This window comes from Streptomyces sp. NPDC001848 (assembly GCF_042891915.1).
Taxonomy (GTDB): domain Bacteria; phylum Actinomycetota; class Actinomycetes; order Streptomycetales; family Streptomycetaceae; genus Streptomyces.
The window spans coordinates 80,738-103,793 of record NZ_JBIATP010000002.1; the positions used below are offsets into that span (position 1 = coordinate 80,738).

At 71.8% G+C, this 23,056-nt stretch carries 25 protein-coding genes and 3 pseudogenes; 9 read left to right on the plus strand and 19 right to left on the minus strand.

Annotation, left to right across the window (positions count from 1 at the left end; genetic code table 11):
- Window positions 1-12: 12 nt before the first annotated feature.
- Window positions 13-420 carry an ester cyclase gene (locus ACFYZJ_RS03425; RefSeq protein WP_388562364.1) on the plus strand — a complete coding sequence of 136 codons (408 nt, stop codon included), beginning with the start codon at window positions 13-15 and terminating at the stop codon, window positions 418-420.
- Here the strand turns inward: ACFYZJ_RS03425 and ACFYZJ_RS03430 are convergent.
- From ACFYZJ_RS03430 to ACFYZJ_RS03445, 4 genes and pseudogenes are all read right to left on the minus strand, one after another.
- Window positions 401-1,045 carry a response regulator transcription factor gene (locus tag ACFYZJ_RS03430; protein WP_388562366.1) on the minus strand — a complete coding sequence of 215 codons (645 nt, stop codon included), beginning with the start codon at window positions 1,043-1,045 and terminating at the stop codon, window positions 401-403. The genes ACFYZJ_RS03425 and ACFYZJ_RS03430 overlap by 20 nt on opposite strands.
- Before the next feature lie 298 nt (window positions 1,046-1,343).
- Window positions 1,344-1,973 (minus strand): annotated as a pseudogene (locus tag ACFYZJ_RS03435) (methyltransferase); the annotation flags it as partial.
- A gap of 132 nt (window positions 1,974-2,105) precedes the next feature.
- A pseudogene (locus ACFYZJ_RS03440) lies at window positions 2,106-2,501 on the minus strand (methyltransferase dimerization domain-containing protein); the annotation flags it as partial.
- A gap of 16 nt (window positions 2,502-2,517) precedes the next feature.
- Window positions 2,518-3,762, minus strand: coding sequence for an acyltransferase family protein (locus tag ACFYZJ_RS03445; protein WP_388562367.1), 1,245 nt, complete (start codon window positions 3,760-3,762; stop codon window positions 2,518-2,520).
- Between the two features lie 257 nt (window positions 3,763-4,019).
- Here ACFYZJ_RS03445 and ACFYZJ_RS03450 point away from each other — a divergent pair, with 257 nt between their 5' ends.
- Both ACFYZJ_RS03450 and ACFYZJ_RS03455 read left to right on the plus strand, forming a co-directional pair.
- A complete protein-coding gene (locus tag ACFYZJ_RS03450; protein WP_388562369.1) occupies window positions 4,020-4,805 on the plus strand; it encodes an SDR family NAD(P)-dependent oxidoreductase in 786 nt (261 codons plus the stop codon).
- A gap of 103 nt (window positions 4,806-4,908) precedes the next feature.
- Entirely contained in the window at window positions 4,909-5,361 is a 453-nt protein-coding gene (locus ACFYZJ_RS03455) for a nitroreductase family deazaflavin-dependent oxidoreductase (protein WP_388562371.1), read from the plus strand.
- A 186-nt stretch (window positions 5,362-5,547) separates the two neighbouring features.
- Here ACFYZJ_RS03455 and ACFYZJ_RS03460 read toward each other — a convergent pair whose 3' ends face one another.
- The 14 genes and pseudogenes from ACFYZJ_RS03460 to ACFYZJ_RS03525 form a co-directional block, all read right to left on the minus strand.
- Entirely contained in the window at window positions 5,548-7,254 is a 1,707-nt protein-coding gene (locus ACFYZJ_RS03460) for an NAD(P)/FAD-dependent oxidoreductase (protein WP_388562373.1), read from the minus strand.
- 207 nt (window positions 7,255-7,461) lie between these two features.
- On the minus strand, window positions 7,462-8,004 hold the full coding sequence (locus ACFYZJ_RS03465; protein ID WP_388562374.1) for a cupin domain-containing protein: 543 nt from the start codon (window positions 8,002-8,004) through the stop codon (window positions 7,462-7,464).
- A 151-nt stretch (window positions 8,005-8,155) separates the two neighbouring features.
- Entirely contained in the window at window positions 8,156-8,974 is an 819-nt protein-coding gene (locus tag ACFYZJ_RS03470; RefSeq protein ID WP_388562376.1) for an SDR family NAD(P)-dependent oxidoreductase, read from the minus strand.
- A gap of 59 nt (window positions 8,975-9,033) precedes the next feature.
- Window positions 9,034-9,498: an anthrone oxygenase family protein gene (locus tag ACFYZJ_RS03475; RefSeq protein WP_388562378.1), complete on the minus strand. Its 465-nt coding sequence runs from the start codon at window positions 9,496-9,498 to the stop codon at window positions 9,034-9,036.
- Between the two features lie 9 nt (window positions 9,499-9,507).
- Window positions 9,508-10,755, minus strand: a complete 1,248-nt coding sequence (locus ACFYZJ_RS03480; protein WP_388562380.1) for an FAD-dependent monooxygenase — start codon at window positions 10,753-10,755, stop codon at window positions 9,508-9,510.
- A gap of 13 nt (window positions 10,756-10,768) precedes the next feature.
- Complete coding sequence (locus tag ACFYZJ_RS03485; protein ID WP_388562381.1) at window positions 10,769-11,089, minus strand: antibiotic biosynthesis monooxygenase family protein; 321 nt, start codon at window positions 11,087-11,089, stop codon at window positions 10,769-10,771.
- Window positions 11,090-11,094: 5 nt separating this feature from the next.
- Window positions 11,095-11,409: an antibiotic biosynthesis monooxygenase family protein gene (locus ACFYZJ_RS03490; protein ID WP_388562382.1), complete on the minus strand. Its 315-nt coding sequence runs from the start codon at window positions 11,407-11,409 to the stop codon at window positions 11,095-11,097.
- 31 nt (window positions 11,410-11,440) lie between these two features.
- Window positions 11,441-12,187, minus strand: coding sequence for an SDR family oxidoreductase (locus ACFYZJ_RS03495; RefSeq protein WP_388562383.1), 747 nt, complete (start codon window positions 12,185-12,187; stop codon window positions 11,441-11,443).
- Entirely contained in the window at window positions 12,184-12,669 is a 486-nt protein-coding gene (locus ACFYZJ_RS03500) for an SRPBCC family protein (RefSeq protein ID WP_388563357.1), read from the minus strand. Before ACFYZJ_RS03500 ends, ACFYZJ_RS03495 begins: the two co-directional genes overlap by 4 nt.
- Before the next feature lie 57 nt (window positions 12,670-12,726).
- A pseudogene (locus tag ACFYZJ_RS03505) lies at window positions 12,727-12,903 on the minus strand (phosphopantetheine-binding protein); the annotation flags it as partial.
- 67 nt (window positions 12,904-12,970) lie between these two features.
- Window positions 12,971-14,215: a ketosynthase chain-length factor gene (locus tag ACFYZJ_RS03510; RefSeq protein WP_388562384.1), complete on the minus strand. Its 1,245-nt coding sequence runs from the start codon at window positions 14,213-14,215 to the stop codon at window positions 12,971-12,973.
- Window positions 14,208-15,485, minus strand: a complete 1,278-nt coding sequence (locus ACFYZJ_RS03515; protein ID WP_388562385.1) for a beta-ketoacyl-[acyl-carrier-protein] synthase family protein — start codon at window positions 15,483-15,485, stop codon at window positions 14,208-14,210. The genes ACFYZJ_RS03510 and ACFYZJ_RS03515 overlap by 8 nt, the downstream gene beginning before the upstream one ends.
- Window positions 15,482-15,871: a cupin domain-containing protein gene (locus ACFYZJ_RS03520; RefSeq protein WP_388563359.1), complete on the minus strand. Its 390-nt coding sequence runs from the start codon at window positions 15,869-15,871 to the stop codon at window positions 15,482-15,484. Before ACFYZJ_RS03520 ends, ACFYZJ_RS03515 begins: the two co-directional genes overlap by 4 nt.
- A gap of 100 nt (window positions 15,872-15,971) precedes the next feature.
- On the minus strand, window positions 15,972-16,298 hold the full coding sequence (locus ACFYZJ_RS03525; protein WP_388562386.1) for a TcmI family type II polyketide cyclase: 327 nt from the start codon (window positions 16,296-16,298) through the stop codon (window positions 15,972-15,974).
- A gap of 528 nt (window positions 16,299-16,826) precedes the next feature.
- Between ACFYZJ_RS03525 and ACFYZJ_RS03530 the strand changes: the two genes are divergently transcribed.
- The 5 genes from ACFYZJ_RS03530 (at window position 16,827) to ACFYZJ_RS03550 (ending at window position 20,727) form a co-directional block, all read left to right on the plus strand.
- Window positions 16,827-17,267 carry a flavin reductase family protein gene (locus tag ACFYZJ_RS03530; protein WP_388562388.1) on the plus strand — a complete coding sequence of 147 codons (441 nt, stop codon included), beginning with the start codon at window positions 16,827-16,829 and terminating at the stop codon, window positions 17,265-17,267.
- Entirely contained in the window at window positions 17,264-18,109 is an 846-nt protein-coding gene (locus ACFYZJ_RS03535) for a BTAD domain-containing putative transcriptional regulator (RefSeq protein WP_388562390.1), read from the plus strand. The genes ACFYZJ_RS03530 and ACFYZJ_RS03535 overlap by 4 nt, the downstream gene beginning before the upstream one ends.
- A 214-nt stretch (window positions 18,110-18,323) precedes the next feature.
- A complete protein-coding gene (locus ACFYZJ_RS03540; protein ID WP_388562392.1) occupies window positions 18,324-18,764 on the plus strand; it encodes a hypothetical protein in 441 nt (146 codons plus the stop codon).
- A complete protein-coding gene (locus ACFYZJ_RS03545; RefSeq protein WP_388562394.1) occupies window positions 18,761-20,365 on the plus strand; it encodes a multicopper oxidase family protein in 1,605 nt (534 codons plus the stop codon). Before ACFYZJ_RS03540 ends, ACFYZJ_RS03545 begins: the two co-directional genes overlap by 4 nt.
- Entirely contained in the window at window positions 20,362-20,727 is a 366-nt protein-coding gene (locus ACFYZJ_RS03550) for a DUF6059 family protein (protein WP_388562396.1), read from the plus strand. Before ACFYZJ_RS03545 ends, ACFYZJ_RS03550 begins: the two co-directional genes overlap by 4 nt.
- 47 nt (window positions 20,728-20,774) lie before the next feature.
- Here the strand turns inward: ACFYZJ_RS03550 and ACFYZJ_RS03555 are convergent, their stop codons facing one another.
- Window positions 20,775-21,290: an anthrone oxygenase family protein gene (locus ACFYZJ_RS03555; protein WP_388562398.1), complete on the minus strand. Its 516-nt coding sequence runs from the start codon at window positions 21,288-21,290 to the stop codon at window positions 20,775-20,777.
- 208 nt (window positions 21,291-21,498) lie between these two features.
- Between ACFYZJ_RS03555 and ACFYZJ_RS03560 the strand changes: the two genes are divergently transcribed.
- Window positions 21,499-22,998 carry an MFS transporter gene (locus ACFYZJ_RS03560; protein ID WP_388562400.1) on the plus strand — a complete coding sequence of 500 codons (1,500 nt, stop codon included), beginning with the start codon at window positions 21,499-21,501 and terminating at the stop codon, window positions 22,996-22,998.
- Window positions 22,999-23,056: the final 58 nt, after the last annotated feature.

Genomic DNA, 23,056 nt, shown 5'->3' on the forward strand with positions numbered 1-23,056 from the left:
CGGGGAGCGAGCGTGCAGGAGGCCAACAAGGCCCTCGCCCGGTACTGGTTCGACGAGGGCTGGACCCGGGGCAACGTCGACGTGGCCGACCGCGTCTTCGCCCCCGGGTTCGTGCTGGGCGGCGAGCGCGTCGGCCCCGACGGCCCCAAGCGGAGCGTACGGCGACGCCACGCCGCCTTCGCCGGCCTCACCGTCGAGGTCGGACTCCAGATCGCCGAAGGGCCCTGGGTCGCCACCTGGTTCACCACCCGTGCCACGCACGTGGGGGAGTTCGCCGGAATCGCACCCACCGGACAGTCGATCACGTCCGAGGGGGTGCAGTTGTGGCGGGTCGAGGACGGTCTCGTGGTGGAGGACCGCAATGTGTTCGACCTGTGGAAGGTCGTCTCCCAGCTGCGCGCTACGAGCCGGAATGAATGATGTTCTGCTCGTACGCGAAAATAACCGCGTGCACGCGGTTGCGGAGCCCCAACTTCTCCATTACTTTCTGGATATGGGATTTGACGGTGCTCTGGCTCAGCGTCAGTTCCGCGGATATTTCGGCGTTCGTGTATCCGCGGGTGATGAGTCGGAAAACCTCGACTTCCCTGACCGTGAGCTTTTCCAGCGGCGAATTCTCCGGCCCTGGCCGGGCCGTGGGAATGAGCAAGGACCGCCCGGTGGCCATGATGCGCACCGCGGCGGCCAGCTCCTGGGAGCCGCTGCGGCTGGACAGCAGTCCCTTCACCCCCGGCAGCCGCACCCGGTCGGCCGCCGCCGTGTCGTTGAGCAGGACGAGCATGGTCGGGGCCGCCGGCAGCGGCGGTTCGGCCCCGGCGAGCGCACCGACGCGGCGGACGGCCTGCGCCGCGTCGGTGCCCGTATGGGAGTTGATGACCACGACGTCCGGCCGCAGCTGCCGATAGCGGGTGGCCGCCGTGTCGCCGTCCGGGGCGTCGCCGACCACCTGGAGATCGGGGAACTGCTCGAGAATGGTGCGCAGTCCGGTCAGGGAGATGGGGTGCGAATCGACGAGCAGGACAGTGGTGCGAGCCGAGCCTGACATGTATTCCCCCGGAAGTTGGCCAGTGCGGACCCTGCAGACAGAATAGGCTGGCGGGCGTCGGTCGGAACCAGATCGACACTTATCCCAGATTGGCGAATTCGCGCCCGCTCGGCGGCTGCCGGAGAAGGCGCGAACGTGCGGGTACGGAAGCCGCCCGCGGCGGTCGGCCCGGCGCGCCCGGACCGTGATTGCGGTGTCCGGGAGGGCGGAGGGAACCACCGTGCAGACGGGTGTGCGCGCTCCCGGCCCCGGGAGATGTTCCGCCCTGCGGCCGGGAGCGGTGCCTTCGGGTGCGGGTTCAGTCCTTGCGGGCGATGACGGCCGTCGTGAGCGCGGGCAGGGGCACGGTCCGCTCCACCGTGAAACCGGCACGGGTCACCCACGCGCGGCACCGGGCCGGTGTGAAGCCGCTCGCCTGGGCGGACTGCATCATCATGATGAGGCTGAGCAGCAGGCTCTCCGGTCGCTCCCGCTCGTCGTCGAGCATCGTGTCGTAGACGACGAGCACGCCGCCGTCGCGCACCGCGGCATGTGCCCGGCGAAGCAGGTCCAGGCGACGCTCGTCGGGCCAGTCGTGCAGCACGCTGCCGAGGATCACCGCGTCCGCCCGCGGCAGTTCGTCGACGAAGAAGTCCCCGCCCACGAAGTCCAGCCGGTCACCCAGCCCCCGCTGGGCCACCAGCTCCTCGAAGTGCGCCTTCATCGCGGGCCGGTCGAGCACCGTTCCGGTGAGCGAGGGGTGGGCCGCGGCCAGTCGCGCGGCCAGATTGCCCCGTGCGCCGCCCACATCGGTGAACGTGCGGTACCGGGACCAGTCCAGTGCGTGCACGAGCCCGTCCGCGACCGCGGAGCTGAAGCCGTCCATGGCCGACAGGAACAGGCGCAGTCGGTCCGGATCGTGGAAGATCCGGGTGAACGGCACCTCGCCCGCGGTGTTCTGACCGCGGGCGTTCCCGGTGCGCAGCAGCCCGGTCAGCGCCTGCGGGTCGGCGCCCATGAGTTCGCCGGTCATGCGCAGGAAGCCGCCCACGAACCCGTCCCGGTCCGGCAGCAGGTGCCGGGCCGCCGCCGGGCTGTTGCCGTAGTGGCCGTCGTCCGTGCGCGTCAGCAGCCCAATCGTGGCCAGCGCGTCGAGGAAGTCACGGGCGGCGCGCGGGTGCAGCGCCAGGTCGGCGGAGAGCTCCGCCGCGTCGCGCGGCCCCTCGGCCAGGGCGGTGAAGACGCCCAGTTCCATGGCCGTGGTCAGCAGCCTGCTGCGGAAGAAGGACCACCCGACGAACATCACGTCGTACGGGTCCTGAAGTGCGTTCCGCGAGCCGGCCGTGGGCCCCTGCGGTGTGGTGCCGGCACTACCCGGCCCAGGCGTGGTCATCCGCTCACCCTCACTCTCTCGTCGCGTGGCTGTGCTGTGCGCCCGTGGTGCGGGGGAGAGCCGCACCACGGGCAGCGCCGGCATGTCGTACCGATGGGGATCACACCGCCTGGCGCTGCGGCCGCATTCCGGCGGATTCGACGCGTGGTGTGTGCCTGCGGCCCATTCGGGCGCGCAGCCAGAGTTCCAGCGGACGCTCGTAGAACTGATACAGCAGGGCGCACACCGCAGTGGTGACGGCCAGGGCCAGAAGCGCCCATCCGGCATGTGACCAACTGGGCTGCACCGGCATCATGTAGAACTGGATGACGGTCTTTCGGTCGAATACCGCGGAAGCGATTTCGAAGAGCACCGTGAAATGGATCAGGTAGAAGGCGTACGACCATTCTCCGAGGGAAATCATGGGCCGGCTGCTCAGCCAGGAGGACCGGCCGGACAGATCCCGCTGGGCGACCGCGACCACCACCAGGGCGTACAGCGGCGCCGTCACCTGGCCGAGCGCGTCGTACACCACGAAGGCGCGCCAGGTTTCGTCGCGCAGCAGCCACAGTGCGAACAGCCCCGCGGCCAGCAGGATGGACGCGGCGCCCGTCCCCAGCGGCGAGCGCCAGCCCTTGCGCACGGCGGCCGCGGCGACGACGCCGAGCAGGAACTCCCACACCCGGGCGATCGGCGAGTACGTCCCGAAGATCAGCCCGTCCATGCCGCTGAAGGCGGGGCGCGGCGACGGGGGATAGGCCTGCCAGAGCCAGATCTTGATGCCCCAGCCGATCAGCACCAGCACCACGGCGGCCCCGGCGAGCCGGCGCAGCGAGCGGCGCCGGGTGAACCCGGCGAGGAACGGAAAGACCGCGTAGAAGAAGGCCTCGCACGCCAGGGACCAGGTCACCGGGCTGGTGCCGCCGAGGATCCAGCTGGGCACCCACGCCTGGAAGAGCAGGACGGCGGAGACGGCCATCATGACGGTCTTGTCGGTCTGGCTGTCGGGGATGTCCGACAGCTGCAGGGCGAGCGGCAGCAGAGCGCCGACCGCGAGCATCGGCCAGATCCGCGCGAACCGGCGCCCGTAGAAGGCACCCGCCCGGTCGCCGTCGAGGTGGGTCCAGGTCAGCACGAAGCCGGACAGCACGAAGAAGAAGGTGACCCCCGAGGCGCCCAGCTTGAACACGGCGTCGGTGTGCGGCAGCGGCATCAGGGTGGTCACGTGGTTGAGGAAGACGGCCAGCGCGGCGATCCAGCGCAGGCCCGTCAGGGAGTTCAGCCGGGTGCCCGGCCCGGGCCCGGGCCCGGACGCGGTGGCGGGGGAAACCGGTGGGGATTTCGGCCGCGAGGCGGAAGAAGTCATGGCACCAGCCATTCGATGACGACGGGGTGAGCGGACTGATTCTCGGCCTCGGAATTCAGGGAGCCGGCGCCGGAGTGCGCCGAGCGAGGCCAAAGCGTGCCACAGCATTGCAGCACCCGGCGATGAACCCGTCGTTAAGCGGTCATAAAATTGACGCCGACCGGTAATGGGCAAGTGTATTCCCCTTTTGATGCGCGGTCACGGCGGTTAGTCTCGGGGGAAGCGACCGAATTTCCGGACCGAATCGAGGGGACGTCATGCGGGAATTTCCGTATCGAACGGCGCTGGTCACCGGGGCGTCGAGCGGAATCGGAGAAGGGTTCGCGCGCCGGCTCGCGGCGCAGGGCGTGGACCTCGTACTCGTCGCGCGCCGCGGGGACCTGCTCAAGCAGCTCGCCGCCGAACTCGAGAGCAGTCATGGCGTGCGGGTCGAGGCGATGCCCGCCGACCTCACCGACGAGGGACAACTGGCCGCCGTGCAGGAGCGGCTCATCGATCCGGCGCGGCCCGTCGAACTGCTCGTCAACAACGCCGGTTCGAGCGACTCCGGCGCGTTCGCGGAGCTGCCGGCCGAGCGTGAGCTGCACACCGCCGTGCTCAACGCGGTGGTGCCGCTGCGTCTGACGCGCGCCTGCCTGCCCGGCATGATCGCCCGCGGTGCCGGCGGCGTCGTCAACGTCTCCTCGCTCGTCGCGGTGCTGCCCAAGCCCCGCTCGGCGACCTACGCCGCGTCCAAGGCGTTCCTGTCCTCCCTCGGCGAGAGTCTGGCCATGGAGGTCGCCCGGCACGGAGTCCATGTCACCACCGTGCACACCGGTCTGACCCGCTCCGGTTTCCACGAGGCGGCGGGCGTGGCCCCCGACACCCTCCCGAAGATCAACTGGCTGACGCCGGACGAGGTCGCCCGGTCCGGCCTGGAGGCGGTGGCAGCGGGCCGTCCGTCGGCCGTCCCGGGCCTCGCGTACCGCATCCGGCTGCCGCTGATGCGGGCCATGCCGCGCTCCGTCGTACGGGCCATCGTCCGCCGGGTGCACAAGGCGTGATCGCTACTGTCGGCCCACGCGCCCGCACGGCATGCTTCACCGCATACGGCGCTCTCCGCCCGGCTCGGCGCATTCCGGAAGCACAGTTGGAAAGGAACCTCCCATGGCCACGCAGCGCACCATCTCCCCCCGGCACCGGCTGCGCAACGGCGTCGTCACCCTCTCTCACCGCATCGGCCTGCCGTTCGGCCCGATGCATCTGCTGACCGTCCCGGGGCGCAAGAGCGGTGCGCCCCGCACGACGCCGGTCGCACCGGTGGTGGTGGACGGCACCTACTACCTGCTCCAGGCCTATCCCGGCGCCGACTGGGTCAAGAACGCCCGTGCCGCCGGGCGCGGGACGCTCACCCGGGGGCGCCGCTCCTGGGCCGTGCGGCTGACCGAGCTGCCGGAGCCGGAACGCGGCCCGGTTCTGCGGGAGTTCCCCGTCCAGAACCCGCGCGGAGTCGGCGCCTTCGTACGCAACGGCCTCGTCCGCTCCGGCACGCCCGACGGCTTCGCCGAGGCCGCGGACCGCTGCCCCGTCTTCCGGGCCACCCCCGCCGACGGGTCCTGACACCTGGCCGGCCGGCGCCGAGGCGCCGCGAACGGCGCGAACGGCGCGAACGCCGCGAACGGCGCGAACGGCGCGAACGGCGCGAACCGCGCGAACGGAGCGAGCGGGTGGCTCCCCGGGGACACCGGGGAGCCACCCGCTCGCTCGTGCTCCGCGACGGTGCCCCGGCACGGCCGGGGCACCCGCTCACTGCGGCACCGGCGCCTTCTCCTCGTGCGGCGCGGCCGGCAGCGCGACGCCCTGCGCATCGACTCCGGTGGTCAGATAGCGCAGCTCGTCCGGGCCCTCGTGACGCAGCCAGTGCGCCATCCGGCGCAGATCCTCCGGCTTGGGGTAGACGAACCGGCATGCCGGGTCCCGCAGCCCCAGGTGGTCCAGCACCACCGGAGCGTTCGCCACGGTCCGCAACAGCTCCCGGCCGGCGTCGCGGGCGCTGCGCTCACCCCGGTCGACGGCCTCGCAGACGCGGACCATCTCGTCGAACAGCGCCTTGTAGCCGTGGGATCCGGGCACCGGCAGACCCGGGTACGCGGCCTGCTCCATCACCCGCAGCACACCGTCGTCGCCGGAGTCCATGAACCGCTCGGTGAACCGGTCGAAGCGCAGGTTGATCGGCACCTCGGCGGCGCACCACACGCGGTAGACGGCGTTCCACAGGGCGTGGTCCGAGAAGGAGATGAACGAGCAGTTGACCAGCTCGTCGTTGTAACGGATCAGCCCCTGCTGGAGTTCGTCGACGTAGCGGAACCGCTCCTCGTCGAAGTCGTCGTCGGCGAGCGCCTCCAGCAGCCGCCACGCCAGCGAGTTGATGACCTCTCCGGTGTTGGTGAGGCCGCGCGAGTACAGCGGGTCGATGAAGCCGGCGGCGTGCGACATCAGGCACCAGCGATGCCCCACCGTACGCTCCGAGGCGTACTGGATGCGGTCCGCCGACACCCATGGCCGTACCGTCCGCGCCTCGGTGAAGAGGCGTTCCACGGCGGGGAAGCGCGCGGCGAACGTGCGGAACTCCTCCTCCGGGGTCATGTCGGCCGGCCTGGGGTACATCCGCTCGTCCAGGGTGAGACCGACGCTCACCAGGGGGTTCTTCGAGCCCGGCGCGTTGTTGAACGGGATGGACCAGAACCAGCCACGCTCGAAGAGGTGGTGCATGGTGCCCTCCACCCAGGGGATGGGCGGAGCGTCCTCCGGGCCGACCCGCAGACAGGCGTCGGTCGGCCGGACCCCGATCATGTGCGTGAACATCGAGCGTGAGTGGTGCTTGAGCGCCTCGGCAGGCTTGCGCAGGGCGAGCTTGTGCGCGACGGGCGAGCGGAAGCCGCTGGCGTCCACCAGGTAGCGCCCCTCGTGCCGCTCCCCACCCTTGCCGATCACGGCGACATGTCCCTCGGCCAGCTCGATGTCCTCGACCTGGAACGCCTGGCGGACGTCACAGCCGTAGCGGATCGCCGTGTGGAACAGGTAGGCGTCGGTGTCCTGACGGAACAGATGACTGGTCTGGAGCACCTTCGAGGGCGGACTGAACTGGAGGAACTCGGCCGGATCCGGCTCCTTGCCCTCCTCGTGCCGGATGAAGCCGAAGTGCCGCTTGGTCCCGCTGGTCGGGGCGATCTCGTCGCGGCAGCCCTCGTACGACGTGAGCGGCTCCAGCTCGGGCACGTCGTAGCGGCGGGCGAGCAGGCGGAACACCTTCAGCGTGTACAGGGTCGTCGATTCGCCGACGGCGAACCGGGGATGCACGCCACCGTCGAGCAGCAGGACCGAAACGCCCTGCCTGGCCAGAATGGCGCCCAGGGTCGAGCCGGCGATGCCCGATCCCAGGATGATCACGTCGTGACGGCGGGGCGCGACGGCTCGCGGTCGGGGGCGGTAGGCGGACAGCGGTCCGCGCATGAGGTCCTCCCTGGTCGATGGGGTGAGGGGTGTGCGGAGCCGGCCGCGGGGGGCGCGGCGGCGGGCCGGCGGAGCGCGCCGCGCACGGACCGGGGCACCGCGCCGCACCGCGGTGTCCCGGTACCGGTCCTGCCGGTCGCGCCGGGGACCGAGCGGGTGACCCGGCGGCGGTGGGGGACGCGCAGGCTCACCGTGGTCGCGGGCCGGTCAGTCCCGGCCGCCATGGGCGGCGGTCGGAGCGCCGGCGCCGCGGCGCACGCCGGGCGGCGGACCGCCCAGGTCGCCGTGGGCTCCGGGCGGCGGCTGGAACCCGCGGATCTGGTGGCTGTTGGCCAGCTCCTGCATCTTGGCCCAGTCCGGCCGCCCGTCCGCGACCAGCGCGGACAGGCCCCGGAAGAAGTGCTCCACCCCGCCGGGGGTGTGGATGACCAGCAACTGGCCCGGCTCGTCACTCACGTTGAGGAACCGGTGCGGCACCCCGCGCGGGCCGAAGATGACGGTGCCGGCCGAGAGGGTCTCGGTGACGCCGCCGACCTCGAACTCGTAGCGGCCCTTGTTGACGAAGAACGCCTCGTCGGCCGTCTCGTGCACGTGCAGCGGCGGACCGCTGCCCGGCTGGGTGGTGATCTGGTAGAAGCTGTACAGCCCGCCGGTGTCCTCCTTGTTCAGCAGGAACCGGCCCTCCTCGCCGAACCAGCAGACGGGGTCGACCTCATCCCGGCTGACCACTTTTCGCTCGGGCTTCGACACGTTGTTCCCTCCTCGGGGTCGCGCGAGCCGTCCTGGAGGGCTCGCGGGAGTCGTCAGGCGTCGTTCAGAGCCGCGGCCGGCGCCGCCGGGGACGACGGACAGCACACCAGCGGCCGATAAAGAGCCGGATAAACAGGGGAAAAGCAGGCCGTCAGGCGAGCGCCGTGCCGCCGTCCGCCAGCAGGCAACTGCCCGTGAGGTACGACGCCCGGGGGGAGGCCGCGAACGCGATGAGCTCGGCGACATCCTGAGGCGTCCCGTTGCGGCGCACCGCGGCACGCTCGGCGGCCGCGCGGCGCTGCTGCTCGGGAATGTGCGCCGCGAGCTCGGTCAGGATCAGGCCGGGCTCGACCGCGTTGACCCGGACACCGAGCGGCCCCACCTCCAGGGCGAGGGTCCGCACCGCCGCCTCGACGCCCGCCTTGGCGACGGCCAGCGGCAGGAACCGCGGCGCGGGCCGGCGGGCGAGCGCGGCCCCGACCGCCACGATCGACCCCGCACCGCGCTCGGTCATGCCGGGCAGCACGGCGCGCGCGGTCAGGAACAGCGCCTTCAGCTGCCGGTTGACGACGTGCTCCAGGTCTTCCCAGGTCAGCTCGGTCGCGGGTGCGATGCGCGCCTCGTGGGCCGCGAGACCGGCCGCGTTGAGCACCAGCACGTCCACCGGCCCCAGTTCACCGGCGGTGGCGGCGAGCATGTCCTCGACCTGCCGGGCGTCGGTGACGTCGGCCTGGACCGCCACCGCCTCGCCGCCGTCGCGGCGGATCTCGTCCACCACGTCCTGCGCCCGGTCGGCGCCCTTGTGGTAGTTGACGGCCACTCGGGCGCCCCGGGCGGCGAGCAGCCGCGCCGTGGCCGCGCCGATGCCGCGGCTCGCGCCCGTGACGAGCGCGACGCTGCCCTCGAACTCACGGGCGCCGCCCCCGGCGCCGGTGCCCGGCGGGTGCCCTGTGGTGTGTGCGGAAGTCACCGGATCATCTCCTCAACTCACCTGCCATCGATTCGTCGTCGGTCCTGCGGGCCCGCTGCTCATCCCCAGGCCAGCCAGCAACCGCCGAGGGCGGCGCAGAAGCCGGCGACGGCGCAGGCGGTCCGCAGGCGGTTGGCCCGCGCCCAGTCGGCGCGCAGCGCGCCCCAGCCGTCCGGGATCTCACCCGCCTCGGCCCAGGCGTCGATCCGCCGGTTCATCCGCACGTTGCGCAGCTCGGACACCAGCGCGACGCCCACCACCGAGGCCAGGGCGCAGGCGAAGGTGGCCTTGGCAGCGGAAGTGGGGGCGAGGAAGGACAGCCCCAGGCCGGTGGCCAGCGCCACCTTGTTGACCGTGGGCATGAGCGGGTCGAACCCGGGGTCGAGCAGCCGGTGCACCTCCGACCAGGTCTGGCGCGGCAGCCGCAACAGCATCGGCACCACGGCCCGTTCCACCGCGACCAGGGCGCCGGCCAGCACCCCGGTGCACAGGACGAACACGGCGGCCAGTACGGCGGACAGCATGACGCGCGCTCACCCCGTCCCGCCGGGGACGGCGCCCACGGCAGCGCCGGCCGGCGGCACCGGGCCGCGCTCCAGGCGCCCGTCCAGCATCAGCCCGTAGCTCTGGCCGCGGGCCACGCTGTCGAAGAAGGCGTACATCATCAGGTCCCGCAACCGGCACAGCGGCGCGCTGTGCACCAGGCCGAGGGTGCCGATCCGCCAGGACGTCGTCACCATGTCGGCGGCCCGGGACGCGCGGCTCTCCTCGAAGGCGCGCAGGGCCCGGGGCACGTCCGCGGGCCGGGTCCGGCCGAGCACCGCGGCGAGGGCCACGCCGCTCTCGATCGCCTGCCCGGCGCCCTGGCTCAGGTTGAGCGTCATGGGATGGGCCGCGTCACCCACCAGCACCACACGGCCGTGCGCCCAGCCGCCGCGCGGCGGCCGGTCGTGGATCGCCACCGGCAGGATCGCCTCCTCCTCGGTCGAGGCGATGATCCGGCCGACCGGATCCGGCCACCGCCGGTAGGCGGCGGCCAGCGCGTCGCGCCGGCCCCGGCGGACCGTGTCGATGCCCGCCGACGCCCGGTCGCTGGTGATCGCGTCCCAGTAGACCTCCTTCTCATTGAGCCGGCAGTAAAGGAAGCGCAGCCCGCCCCTGCCCCACAGGTTGAAGAAGGTGCCCGTGGGCACGAGGGTCTCGCCGGGCAGCCGGGTGATGGCCTGCCAGGCCGTGTAACCGGCGTAGCGCGGCGGCGGCTCGAAACCGCGGCGCATCTCGGCGCGCACGGTCGAGCGCAGCCCGTCCGCACCGATCAGCACATCGCCGCGGGCCGAGGAGCCGTCGGCGAAGTGCGCGGTGACGCCGTCGCCGTCCTCGGTGTAGCCGGTCAGCCGGGATCCGAGGCGCATCCGGTGCTCGCCCACGGCCTCGGTGAGCACCGTGTGCAGGGAGGAACGCCGCAGGGCGCACGCGGGCGCCCCGCAGCGCTCGGTCGGTCCGTCCAGGTGCCAGCGCGCCAGCCGCCTGCCGGTGTCCGAGCGGAACTCGTGGAACCGCATCCGGACGGAGTCCGCGGCGACGGCCTCGTCGAGCCCGATCCGGCGCAGCGCGAGAAACGCGTTGTGCCAGAGCATGAAACCGCCGCCGGTCAGCAGCAGCCCAGGGCTGCGGCGCGCCTCGAACACCTCCGTCTCGATGCCCTGCCGCAGCAGGCCCGCCGCGGTGGTGAGTCCGCCGATGCCGGCACCGATCACCAGTGCCTTGCGGATGGTCGCCATGGCGGTTGTCCGCTCAGCCGTGCGACGGGACGCTGTCGAGCCGGGTGCGCAGATCGTAGATCCGCCGCTCGATGCCGCCACCGCTCCAGTACGGGAACATGGGCGCGGCCGTCTCCCGGTGTGTGGGGGCGTCCTCCCAGGCGCGGAAGGCCTGCTCGCTCTCCCACTCGGCGAGCAGGATGTAGCGGCCGGGCTCCTCGGCGTCGCGCAGCAGCTCGTCACGGATGTGGCCGGGGGTACCGCGGACCACGGCGGCGACCGAACGGTACGCCTCCTCGAAGGCCTTCCGGTCCTTCTCCTCGATCCGGGCGGACACCATGACACGCACGGGCATGACGGTCACCTCTCCTGGGTGGGTCGGGCGGGGATGTGTGCGACGGTCTCGAGGACCCGCTTGCGGGCGGAGGCGCGGAACGTCTCCAGCCGGCCGCTGAGCTCCTCGCGTTCGGGACTCTTCTGGAAGGCCTCCAACGAGGCCCGGTCGGCCCAGTCGGCCATGATCAGGTGGATCTGCGGATCCTGCGGGTCCCGCAGCAGGGTCTGTCCGACGCTGCCGGGCAGTTCCGCCGCCGCCCGGGCCGTCTCCAGCCAGGTGGCGCGGAACTCGCCCTCGTAGCCCTCGCGGACCCGCATCTCCAGTACGGTGCGCAGCATGTGCGCGGCTCCCTCGTGGTCGGTTGGTGCGTCAGATGCCGCCGTCGGCGTCGAGCGTGGCGCCGGTGACGTACCGGGAGGCGTGCGAGACGAGGAACAGCACCACGTCGGCGATCTCCTCGGGACGGCCGAGCCGGCGCAGCGAGATCATCTGCTCGTAGCGCGCCCGGCCCTCCTCGGTCACCGCCTTCATCTGGTCCGTCTCCACCAGGCCCGAGGCGATGCAGTTGACCCGCACCCCGCGCGGCCCCAACTCCTTGGCCAGCGCCCGGGTCAGGCCCATCACGCCGGCCTTGGACGCGACGTAGTGCGCCGCGCCGGGCATGCCGTGGTGGGCGACGGCGGAGCTGATGTTGACGATCGAGGCGACCTCGGCCAGGTACGGCAGCGCCGCGCGGATCACCTGGTACATCCCGGTGAGGTTGGTGTCGAGGATGCGGTGCCACTCCTCGGGTGCCAGCTCCTCCAGCGGCAGGTGGCTGATCACCCCGGCGTTGTTCACCAGGGCGTCCACCGGACCGTGCGTCTCGTGCGCGGTCGTCAGCAGACGCCCCACCTGCTCCGGGTCGGCGATGTCGCAGCGCACCAGGGAGCTTTGCGCGCCCTGCTCGTCCAGCTCACGCCGGAGCGAGTCGACCTGCCGGCCCTCCTGCACATGGCAGGCCGTCACCGAGGCGCCCTGCGCGGCCAGCGCCAGCACCGTGGCCCGGCCGATGCCCCGGGTGCCGCCGGTGACCAGCACGTGCCGGCCCTTCAGCGCGAAGTCGACGGGGCTCACCGGCCCACCCCCGCCCGGGTGCGGTTGCGGGCCGCCGCTTCCACCCGCTCCTTGATCAGCGCCAGCTGGACCTTGGAGTTGGCGTTGATACGGGCCGCCATGCCCTCGTCGTCGAGGGGGGCGTCCTGCTTCATGTGGAACTCCTGGACCCAGCGCATCTCGACGCCGGCGTCGGTCTGCCGGTAGTACCAGTGGATGTTCATGAACGCGAACGGCCCGGGCTCGACGCGGTGGGCCCGGACGTACTTGTTCGCCCGGTCCATGACCCGCTCGGAGACCCAGCTCCACACCTTGCCGTCCTCCTCCGGGTGGAGGGCGAGCCGGAACCGCACGGTGTCGCCGTCGCGGTGCAGGATCTCGGCGGACGCGTACTCGCTGAACAGCCGCGGCCAGTTCGCCACGTCGTTCGTCATGTGCCACACGATGTCGAAGGGCGCGTCGATGACGATGCTGTTCTCGGTACGGGCCGCGGCCGGCTTCAGCTGGTCGTTGATCAGGGCGTGGATCTCCGGGAAGCAGGTGACGCCCTCGGCGTCGAGCCGTATGTCGTAGCGGTTCTCCACCTCGGTGAGGACGTTGAGCAGACCCAGCGAGTCCACCCCCATGTCCTCGATGGTGACGTTCCGGTCGTCCGTCTGGAGCACCTCGGCGGGAATTCCGGTGCAGCGCTGGACGATCGTGAGGAACTCCTCGTAGGTGAGAGGCGGCACGGTCATGGATGCCGGTCCTTTCGTCAGTGGGCGTGGAAGCGGGGCAGGGTGATGCGGCGCGGGGTGGGGACCGTCATGCGGCCACGGCCCGGACGACCAGCGCGGAGTTGAAGCCTCCGTACCCGCGGGCGATCACCAGGGCGGTGCGCAGCGGTGTCTCACGCGGCTGCGTCACCAGATCGATGGGGTGGTCGGCGGCCGGGGTGACCCGGGCGCCGGTGGGCGGGACCACCTGCTCGCGCAGCGCGAGCAGCGCGGTCACCACGTCGAGCGGGGCACCGCCCGCGTACAGCCGGCCGTAGCCGGCCTTCGGAGCGGTCACCGGCACACCGCGCGTACCGAAGACCTCGGCGAGGCATTCCGCCTCGGCGCGGTCGAGCTCCGGGGTGCCCGCCGCGTCGGCGAACACCACGTCGACGTCCTGCGGTCCGATCCCGGCGTCCGCGAGGGCCAGGTGCACCGCGCGCCGCAGTGCCGTGGTCCCGGACGTGGTGCCCGGCGCGGGGTCGAACGTGGCCCCGTGCCCCGCGATCTCGCCGTAGGGCCGGTCCACGCCCCGCTCACGGGCGGCGGCGTCGGCCTCCAGGACCAGCAGCGCACCGCCCTCGCCGGGGACATGGCCGCAGGCCCGCGCATCGAACGGCAGATAGGCGCGGTCCGGGTCGCCGCTGCCGCTCAGCCGTCCCGACGTGGTCTGACAGGTCAGCGCGTACGGACTCAGCGGCGCCTCGGTGCCGCCGGTGAGGACGACGGCGGCGTCCCCGGCCAGCACGGCACGCCGGGCCTGGGCGATGGCGTCGAGCCCACCGGCCTGCTCGGCGACGACCACCCCGCAGGGGCCCTTCATACCGTGCCGGATCGACAACTGGCCGGTGGTGGCGGCGTAGAACCAGGCGATGGACTGGTAGGGGCCCACATGGCGCGGCCCCTTGGACCACAGCGCCTCGATCTCGCGCTGCCCGAACGCGTTGCCCCCGGACGACGAGGCCGTGATGACACCCAGGTCGAACGCCTCGAACTCACCGGGCCGCAGGCTCGCGTCCCGCAGCGCCTCCTCGGCCGCCAGCAGCGCGAACTGGCTCCACCGGTCGGTCTGGATGACCAGCCGGGCGTCGACGCCCGGCACCGGGTCGGCCATTGGCACCTGACCGGCCACCCGCACCGGGAAACCGTCCGCGTCGAACCGGGTCAGCGGGCCCAGCGCGTTGCGCCCCTGCCGCACCCCCTGCCAGAAGGACGCGGCCGTCGTGCCGGCGGCGGCGACCGCCGAGATGCCGGTGACGACGGCGCGTGCCGCCGCCGTGACGGTGTCAGGCATCGCGCACCGCCGTACGGGGAGCCGTCAGCACCATCGCCGTCTGGAACCCCCCGAAACCGCTGCCCACACTCAGCACGGTGTCGGTACGGTGCTCCCGCGCCGTCAACGGCACGTAGTCCAGGCCGAGTTCCGGATCGGGGTGGTGCAGGTTGGCGGTGGGCGGAACGGTGTCGGACTCGATCGCCAGGGCGCAGGCGGCCAGTTCCAGCGCGCCGATGGCGCCCAGGGAGTGGCCCACCATCGACTTGATCGAGCTGACCGGCACCCGGTACGCGTGCTCGCCGAGCGTCGCCTTGAAGGCCGCCGTCTCGTGCCGGTCGTTCTGCCGGGTGCCCGAGCCGTGGGCGTTGACGTAGTCCACGGACTCGGCCGGCAGCCGGGAGCGGTCCAGCGCGATGCGTATCGCCTCGGCCATTTCCGCACCGTCCGGGCGCAGTCCCGTCATGTGGAAGGCGTTGCTGCGCTGGGCGTACCCGGCGACCTCGCAGTACACGCGGGCCCCGCGGCGCCGCGCGGCACCGGCCTCCTCCAGGATCAGCACCGCGGCGCCCTCGCCGAGCACGAAGCCGTCGCGGTCCCGGTCGAAGGGACGGGAGGCGTGCTCGGGGTCGTCGTTGTTGGGCGAGGTCGCCTTGATGGCGTCGAAGCAGGCCACCGTGATCGGCGACACGGGCGCGTCGGTGGCTCCGGCCACCACCACGTCGGCCTGCCCGTCCTCGATGAACTGGGCCCCCTGCGCCACGGAGTCCAGCCCCGAGGTGCAGCCCGTGGACACCACCCGGACCGGCCCCTGGGCGCCGGCCGCCCACGCCACCTCCGCGCCCAGCGCGCTGGGCACCAGCGCCCGGTACAGGTGGGCGTGGGGATCGGAGGCGTCCACCACCCAGCGGCTGCCGGCGTCGCTGACGCGCACGTACTCCCGCTCCAGGGTGATGGTGGACCCGACCGCGCTCCCCACCGAGACACCGATGCGATGCGGCGGTACCTCGTCGGCGGCCATGCCGCTGTCGGCGAGCGCCTCCCGGGCGGCCACGACCGCGAACTGCGAGCACCGGTCCATGCGGTGGATCTCGTCGGGCGTCAGACCGGCCGTGACGGGGTCGAAGTCGCACTCCGCCGCGATCCGCGAGCGGTAGCCGGAGGCGTCGAAGTGCGTGATGCCGCGCGTCGCCGTACGGCCCTCGGTGAGCAGCTTCCAGAACGCCTTGGTGCCGATGCCGCCGGGGGCGACCACGCCGATCCCGGTGACGACGGCCTTGCGGTGACTCATACGGACTCCTGATCCGGCAGCGGCTCCGTGTCCACATGCCCCAGTTCGGGCCGCGGTGCCAGCGGGCCCAGCTGGAAGACCAGGAAGGCGGGTTCCGGTCCGTGGTTCTCCAGCCGGTGGCGGACGTTGATCTGCAGGTGCAGGGCCTCGCCGGCGACGAGCGGCACGGGTTCACCGTCGATCCGCGCCGTGATCTCGCCCCTGACGAGGTAGAGGAACTCCTCTGAGTACGGGTGGTAGTGCTCGGTCACCACCTCGCCGGGCTCCAGGGTCAGCACCCCCATGAAGCCGGAGGTGGTGCCCGCTGTGGCCGGGCTGAGCAGCGTGCGCAGATCCCCGCCCCGGCGGCGGTTGGGCGCGACGTCCCTTGCCGCGATCTTGGTCATACGGTCGCTGGCGGCCACGCCAGCCTCCTCTCGTCGTGCCGCGCTCCCCCCGGTCCCGGCGTCCTGGTCGTCGCCGACGCGGGCGAGAGCCGTGCCGTGGTCAGCTGTCCGCTCGCCAGGTGTAGAACTCATGGGCCATCGCGTCCTCGGGACTGCGCCAGGTCTGCGGGTCGTACGCCGTGATGTGCGCGCTCAGTTGATCGTTGACGTCTCGGAACAACGGGTGGTCACGCACCTCGGAGAGCGAGTCACGGACTTCGTCGTCCGATGCGATGTAATGCATGTAGAGGTCGTGGAAGCGAAAGAGCCGCCGCTCCCGAACCCCGATCATGCGGGGCAGGTCGCCGGCGTCCGACGCGGCGAATATCCGCTTCACCTCGGCCGCCGAATCCGGCTTCATACGGGCGACGATGAGGGTGCTACGCATTCCGGTTCCCTCCGTTGTGGGCGCGCCGCTCGTCGGGCGGCCACTGAAGCGTCACGCACGGCCGTAAAGCGTCGATGAGGTCGACGAAAAACCGACGCCGAATGGGAGCGCACCGCCGCGTCCGACGCCGGGGCCGTGAGCGCACGGTGCGGCCGCCGTATCCGGCCGGGCAGCGGTCGCGCTCTCCTGGATTGCCCAGTCCACGCGGCTCACGGCCCGGCACCGTCCCCGGGCACCACCGCCCTGATCAGCGACGATGCGCGTCCGCCCGGTGCTGGAGTACCGGAGAACCGGCCGAAAGTACGCCCCGCCCCCCTCCCTTGGGCCGTAGGCGATCCGAACACCGCCTCGTTAGGCTCCCGGTCACCGCACCGCTTGTACTCCGAGTCCTGTGAAGTGCTCCGAACGACATGACCAATGCGGTATTCCCAGGGGGTTGAAGTGGACAGTCTCACCGTGGCCGACGCCCGGCGGAAAAGGCCGGGAGCCATTGACGGAGCGGTGCTCCGTGAGGTGTGCGGGCGGTTTGTGACCGGAGTGGCGGTGATTACCTTCCAGGGGCCCGAAAGAGAGCCCACGGGGTTGACCGTGAACTCCTTCACCTCGGTTTCCCTGACGCCTCCGCTCGTGCTGTTCTGCGTACACCGCGATTCCCGCGCGCTCACCGCGGTACGGGACGTCGGGGCGTTCGCGGTGAACATCCTCGCCGCCGACCAGAGGGAACTGTGCCGGGCGTTCGCCACCCGCGACACCGCCCGCTGCGCCGGACTCGCCCACCGGACCGGGACCACGGGCTCGCCGGTGCTCGCCGACACGCTGGCCTACCTCGACTGCCGGGTCCACGACATGGTCCCGGGCGGCGACCACGAGATCGTGCTCGGCGAGGTCGTCGACCTCGGGCTGCTGCGCGAGGATCCGCCGCTGGCCTTCTTCCGCAGTTCCCACCCACGGCTGGAGACCCTCGCATGACCGCCGTCGTCGATCACGTGCCGCCGCGCGCGGGTGGCCAGGACACCGCACCCCGCACGGTCGCCCTGCGGCTGCTCGGCCCGCTGGAGATCGTCGTGGACGCCAGGGAAGTCCCGCTCCCGCAGCGCAAGTTGCGGCAGCTGCTCGCCACGCTGCTGGTCCGGCCCAACGCCACCGTCTCCAACGACACGCTGATCAGCGAGCTGTGGGGCGACCACCCGCCGGCCACCGCGCTGGCCGCGGTGCGCGTCTACGTCTCCCAGTTGCGCAAGTTCCTCATCCGCCACGACCTCGACGGCCGGTGGTGCACGCTGCGCACCCGCCCGCCGGGCTACCAGCTCCAGGTCAACGACGGTGTCCTGGACACGGTGTGCTTCGACCGGTTGTGCGCGCTGGCCGCCGAGTCCGCGGAGGCCGGCCACCACGAACTGGCCTCGCGGCAGTACCGGGAGGCACTCGCGCTGCGCCGCGGACCGGCCCTGCAGGATCTCAGGGAGAGCCCGGCGCTCGCCGGAACCGCGCTCCAGTACGACGAGGCGTGGATGACCGCGCTCAAACGCCGCATCGACCTCGACCTGTCCCTCGGGCGTCACCTGGAACTCATCGGCGAGCTGCGGCGCCTGGTCGCCGAGGAGCCACTGAACGAGGGGTTCTGCGCCCGGCTGATGGTGGCCCTGCACCGCAGCGGCCGCAGCGGGGACGCCCTGGCCGCCTACCGGGGCACGCGCGCCCTGCTCATCGAGGAACTGGGCATCGAACCGGGGCTCGAACTGCGCATGGCCCACCAGACCGTCCTCACCGACGACACCGCCCTGCGGCTCCGGGCCCGGGCCTCGGCCTGACCGTAAGTGAAGCAATTCCGGATAAGACAACGCCGTCCCACGGTGCAAGACTCGCGGTGGTCGCGCCTTGCGGGGTGCCGCAGGCATGTGGTCCGGGCGCGCCCGCCCATCAGGAGAGTGTCGAGGACGGGACGGCCGGCGGTGCCGTAGCACGACGAGGCTGCGCGGTATGCCGTGGGCCGCCGTCGTGCGATCCCGCCCAGAGAGCGGAGTGATGACGAACGAGTCCCCCCGGCCGCGCGGCGCGCGTGCCCGCGCGTTACACCGTGGCGCGGCCACGCTGCTGGCCCTGACGATGCTGCTCCAGGTCGGCTTCGGCGCAGGCTATATCAGCGGCGACTACGACTCCATGGACATGCACCGCCTCAACGCCCGTGTGATGGTGGTCGTCGGGCTTCTGACGTTCATCAGCGCCCTCTGGCTGCGGCGCGTGGGAGGGCCCGTGCGGGCCGTCGCGACCTCGGCGGCGATGGTGGTCGCGCTGGTGCTCCAGATGGTGCTCGGCGTGGAGCGCGTGGTCGCCGTGCACGTGACCCTGGGCGTGCTGATCGCCAGCGCCGTCACCCTGCTCGTCATGCGGGCCTGGACGATGCCCGTCCCGACCGGTGCGCGCCGCCCCGCCGTGACCGGACGCGCCTCGGAGCCCGTTTCATGAGGCGGCGTCGGTTCCTCGGTGGCACCGCGGTGGGGGCGGCCGCGCTCGCCGCCGTCTCCGTGCCCCTCATCGGCAGCGCCGTGCGCGAGGCGGACGGTTCCAGCCCCGGCCGTGTCCTCACCTCCCGGGCCCGGCTGCCGAAGCCGTACGCGGTCCCGCTGCCGGTCCCCAAGGTGCTCGAACCGGTGCGCACCTCGGGCGGCACCGATGTGTACGAGCTGGCGCAGCAGGTCGCCGATCTGGAGATCCTGCCCGGACTGGGCACGCGCGCCTGGACGTACGGGGGGACGTTCCCCGGGCCGACCGTCGTCTCCCGAGCGGGACGGCGCACCCAGGTCCGGCACCGCAACCAGCTGCCGCAGCCCAGCGTGGTGCACCTGCACGGCGGCCACACCCCGACCGACAGCGACGGCTATCCCATCGATGTCGTCCTGCCCGCCGACGGCCGGATCTCCGCGGAGCAGGCCGCGAACGCCATGACGGCGGGCATGGCGGGCCACGACGGGGGCGGCCACCACGGCGGGCACACCGGCGTGGCGGGGATGGCGCGCGGTGAGCGCACCTACACCTATCCCATGAACCAACGGGCGGCCACGCTGTGGTACCACGACCACCGGATGAGCTGGACGGGCCTCGGCGTCTGGCGCGGCCTCGCCGGCTTCCACCTGGTCCGCGACGACGAGGAGGAGCGGCTGCCGCTGCCGCGGGGTGACCGTGAGCTGCCGCTGATGATCACCGACCGGGCCTTCGAGGAGGACGGCTCCTTCCGCTATCCCCTCGTCGACCCCTCTCTCGCGCGGCCGGGCGTCACCGACTCCTACATGGACGGCGTTCTCGGGGACGTCATCCTGGTCAACGGCGCTCCCTGGCCGGTGCACCGCACCGAGCGGGCCCGCCACCGGCTGCGCATCCTCAACGCCTCCAACGCGCGCCCCTACCGCCTGGCGTTCGACCCGCAGCCGCCCGGCGGCGACGCCTTCGTGCAGATCGGCAGCGACGGCGGACTGCTGGAACGGCCGGTACGGCACGACGCCGTTCACCTGGGCCCCGGTGAACGCTTCGACGTGGTCGTCGACTTCTCGCGGTGGAAGGCCGGCACGCGGGTACGGCTGGTCAACACGCTCGCCGACGGAACGGGCGACCACGTCATGGCGTTCGACGTCACCGGAGGATCGGTGACCGACGACACCCGCGTCCCGGACCAGCTCTCCCGCATCGAGCGGCTCGACGCGGGCAAGGCCGTCACCACCCGCCACTTCCACTTCCGGCAGGGCAAGGACGGCTGGACCATCAACGACGACACCTACCAACCCGGCCGGCCGCTGGCCCGGCCCCAACTGGGGCAGCTGGAGATCTGGCGGTTCACCACCAGCCTCCACCACCCCGTGCACGTCCATCTGAACCACTTCCAGGTCGTCTCGCGCAACCACAAAGACCCCGGTGCCTACGACGTCGGCTGGAAGGACACGGTGGATCTGCCACCCACGGATGCGGTGGAAGTCGCCGTACGGTTCACCGACTACGCCGGGACCTACCTGCTCCACTGCCACAACCTGGAGCACGAGGACATGGCGATGATGGCCGATTTCGTCGTCGAATGACCGTACCGACCGTCGCACACTTCGCCGGTGCGGGTGCCCGCCACCCGGGAAACACCCGCGCCGGCGGACCTTACGTGATGCCGGTGGCCGTATCGGCGTTTTATCTGGGCTTTTTCCGGCTGAGCCACGATGACCGCATGCCTCATCGCCTGCGTGGCCTGCTGCGAATTCTCCTGGACGGTTTCATCGCCTACGGCGTGGCCTACTTCGTCATACCGGAGCCGGAACTCGTCGAACCCGCACCAGGGCATCCCGAACGCCTTTGCCCCGACACACCACTGACCGGAACCGAGCGGGCTCTGGCCCGTCAGCTCGCGGACGAGGAAGGCCTGGATCTCCTCAGGTGGAGAAGTCGGGGATGAACGCCCTGGGGCACGGAGAGGAAAAGCGGACGGCGGTCGGCGCCCCGTCAGGCCGCCGTGGTCGCGGGCGCGGAGCCCTGCTCCGTCTCCCGGCCGCCACGTCCCTCCTCGAACCGCCCCACGGCCGTGATCACGAGCAGGACGAGCGCCGCGATCGCCGTCGCCGTACGCAGCTGGTTGTACAGGTCCCAGCGGTGCAGGAACTCGGCGTGATCAGAGGGCGCCGAGGTCACGGCCCACTCCTTGATCCGGGCGTTGATCGGCACGTTCCCGAACCTCGTGATGAGGAGGGAACCCAGGGTCAGCAGCGACGCCCCGCCGGCCAGTTGCCGCTCCCGTCCGCGGGTGAGTACCGCCAGTCCCAGCGAACTGAGCATCGCCGTCACCATCGCGGTCTGCATGACGGGCGAGTTCATCTTCATGAGTTCGGCATGGAACGACAGCCGCATCTCCAGGGGCACGGCCCAGAATGTGGGGGCGAGATTCACCGCTCCATAGCCGAACGCGCCGGCGAGAAGGCCGGTGGCGGTCAGCGCGACCCCTTTCACCAAGCGCACTCGCATGACGTCTCCTTCCGCCGGAATCGCATCGGATGCGAGCCGGAGGGATGTCCCGAAATCTCCGCCGGGTCCGGCATCCCATCCGATCTCGTCGCTCACGATATCGGGCTGCCGGGCACAACCGGAGCGCGGCGGCGAGAAAGCGTCATTTTCCGACATCTCTTCCTTGCCTCGGCGGTCCCCGCAAGAAGTTCCCCCCTCTGGAGGTTCCATGTCTCTCGAAGAACGGGCCGGCGCGGGTGCCGGGGCCGGGCCCGCCCCGCGTCCCACCCGTCACCCTGGCCTGGCTCTGCTGGTCATCGCCGCAGGGGAGCTGATGGTGGTGCTCGACGCCACGATCGTGAACATAGCCCTGCCCAGCATCCAGACCGGCCTGAGCATGTCGGCCGGCAGCCTGTCCTGGGTGGTCAACGCCTACGCGCTGGCCTTCGGCGGTCTGATGCTGCTCGGTGGCCGGGCCGGTGACCTGTTCGGCCGCCGCCGCGTCTTCCGCTTCGGCATCACCCTGTTCGTCGCGGCCTCGGCCCTCGGCGGCCTGGCACCCAACGCCGGTCTGCTGATCGGTGCCCGGGCCCTCCAGGGTGTCGGCGCGGCGGTCGCGGCACCGACCGCGTTGTCGTTGATCGCGACGAACTTCGCCGAGGGCAAGGAGCGCAACCGGGCCATGGGCGTGTACGCCGCCATGGCCGGGGTCGGGTCCACGGTGGGTCTGATCCTCGGCGGTCTGCTCACCCAGTACCTCGACTGGCGCTGGGTGCTGCTCGTCAACGTCCCCATCGGCGCCGGTGTACTGATCGGCACGGTGATCCTGGGCGAGGCCGACCGCGCGCAGGGCAAGGCGGACGTCGTGGGTGCCGCGGCGGGGACCGCCGGCCTGCTCTCCCTGGTGTACGCGATCACCCGCGGCGGTCAGGACGGCTGGGCGGACGCACTGACCGTGACCTTCTTCGTCGCGGCCGCGGTGCTGCTCACCGTGTTCCTCCTGACCCAGGCACGCGGCGCGCATCCCATGCTGCCGCTGCGCATCCTGCACGACCGCAGCCGCGCGGGCACGTACGCCACCATGTTCCTGGTCGGCACGGGCATGTTCGCCACCTTCTACTTCCTGACCCTCTACATGCAGCACGTCCTCGGCTACGGCGCGATCCGCACGGGCCTCGCCTACCTCCCGTTCAGCGTCGGGGTGGGCATCATGGCGGGCGTCGCCTCCCGCCTGGTGGTCAAGGTGCCGCCGCGGGAACTGGCCGCTCCCGGGCTCGCCGTGGCGGCGGTCGGCATGATCTGGCTGAGCCGGCTGACCCCGCACTCCTCCTACTGGGGCACGCTGATGCCGGGCATGTTCGTGACCGCTCTGGGGCTCGGCGCCACCTTCGTGCCGATGACGCTCGGCGCGGTGCGCGGCGTGGCGGAGAACGACTCGGGCAGCGCCTCGGCGCTGCTCAACACCGCTCAGCAGGTGGGCGGCGCGCTGGGGCTGGCCACGCTGGCCACGCTGGCCACCACGTTCGCCGACCGGCGTGTTCCACATGCCGACGGGACGTATTACGCGGGCCTGCGCCGGCACGACCTCGGCCTGGTCGCCCGGGCCCAGGACGCCATGACCCACGGCTACACCCGCGCCTTCATCGGCTCGGCCGCCGTCTTCGCGGTCGCCATGCTGATCGCAGCCGTGGCCATCAACGCGGGGCCGCAGGGGGCGGACACGACCTGAGCGCGGGGCCGGCGCCGTACACGGCGGCGCCGGCCCGTCAGGGCGCCGGCTCTCCTCA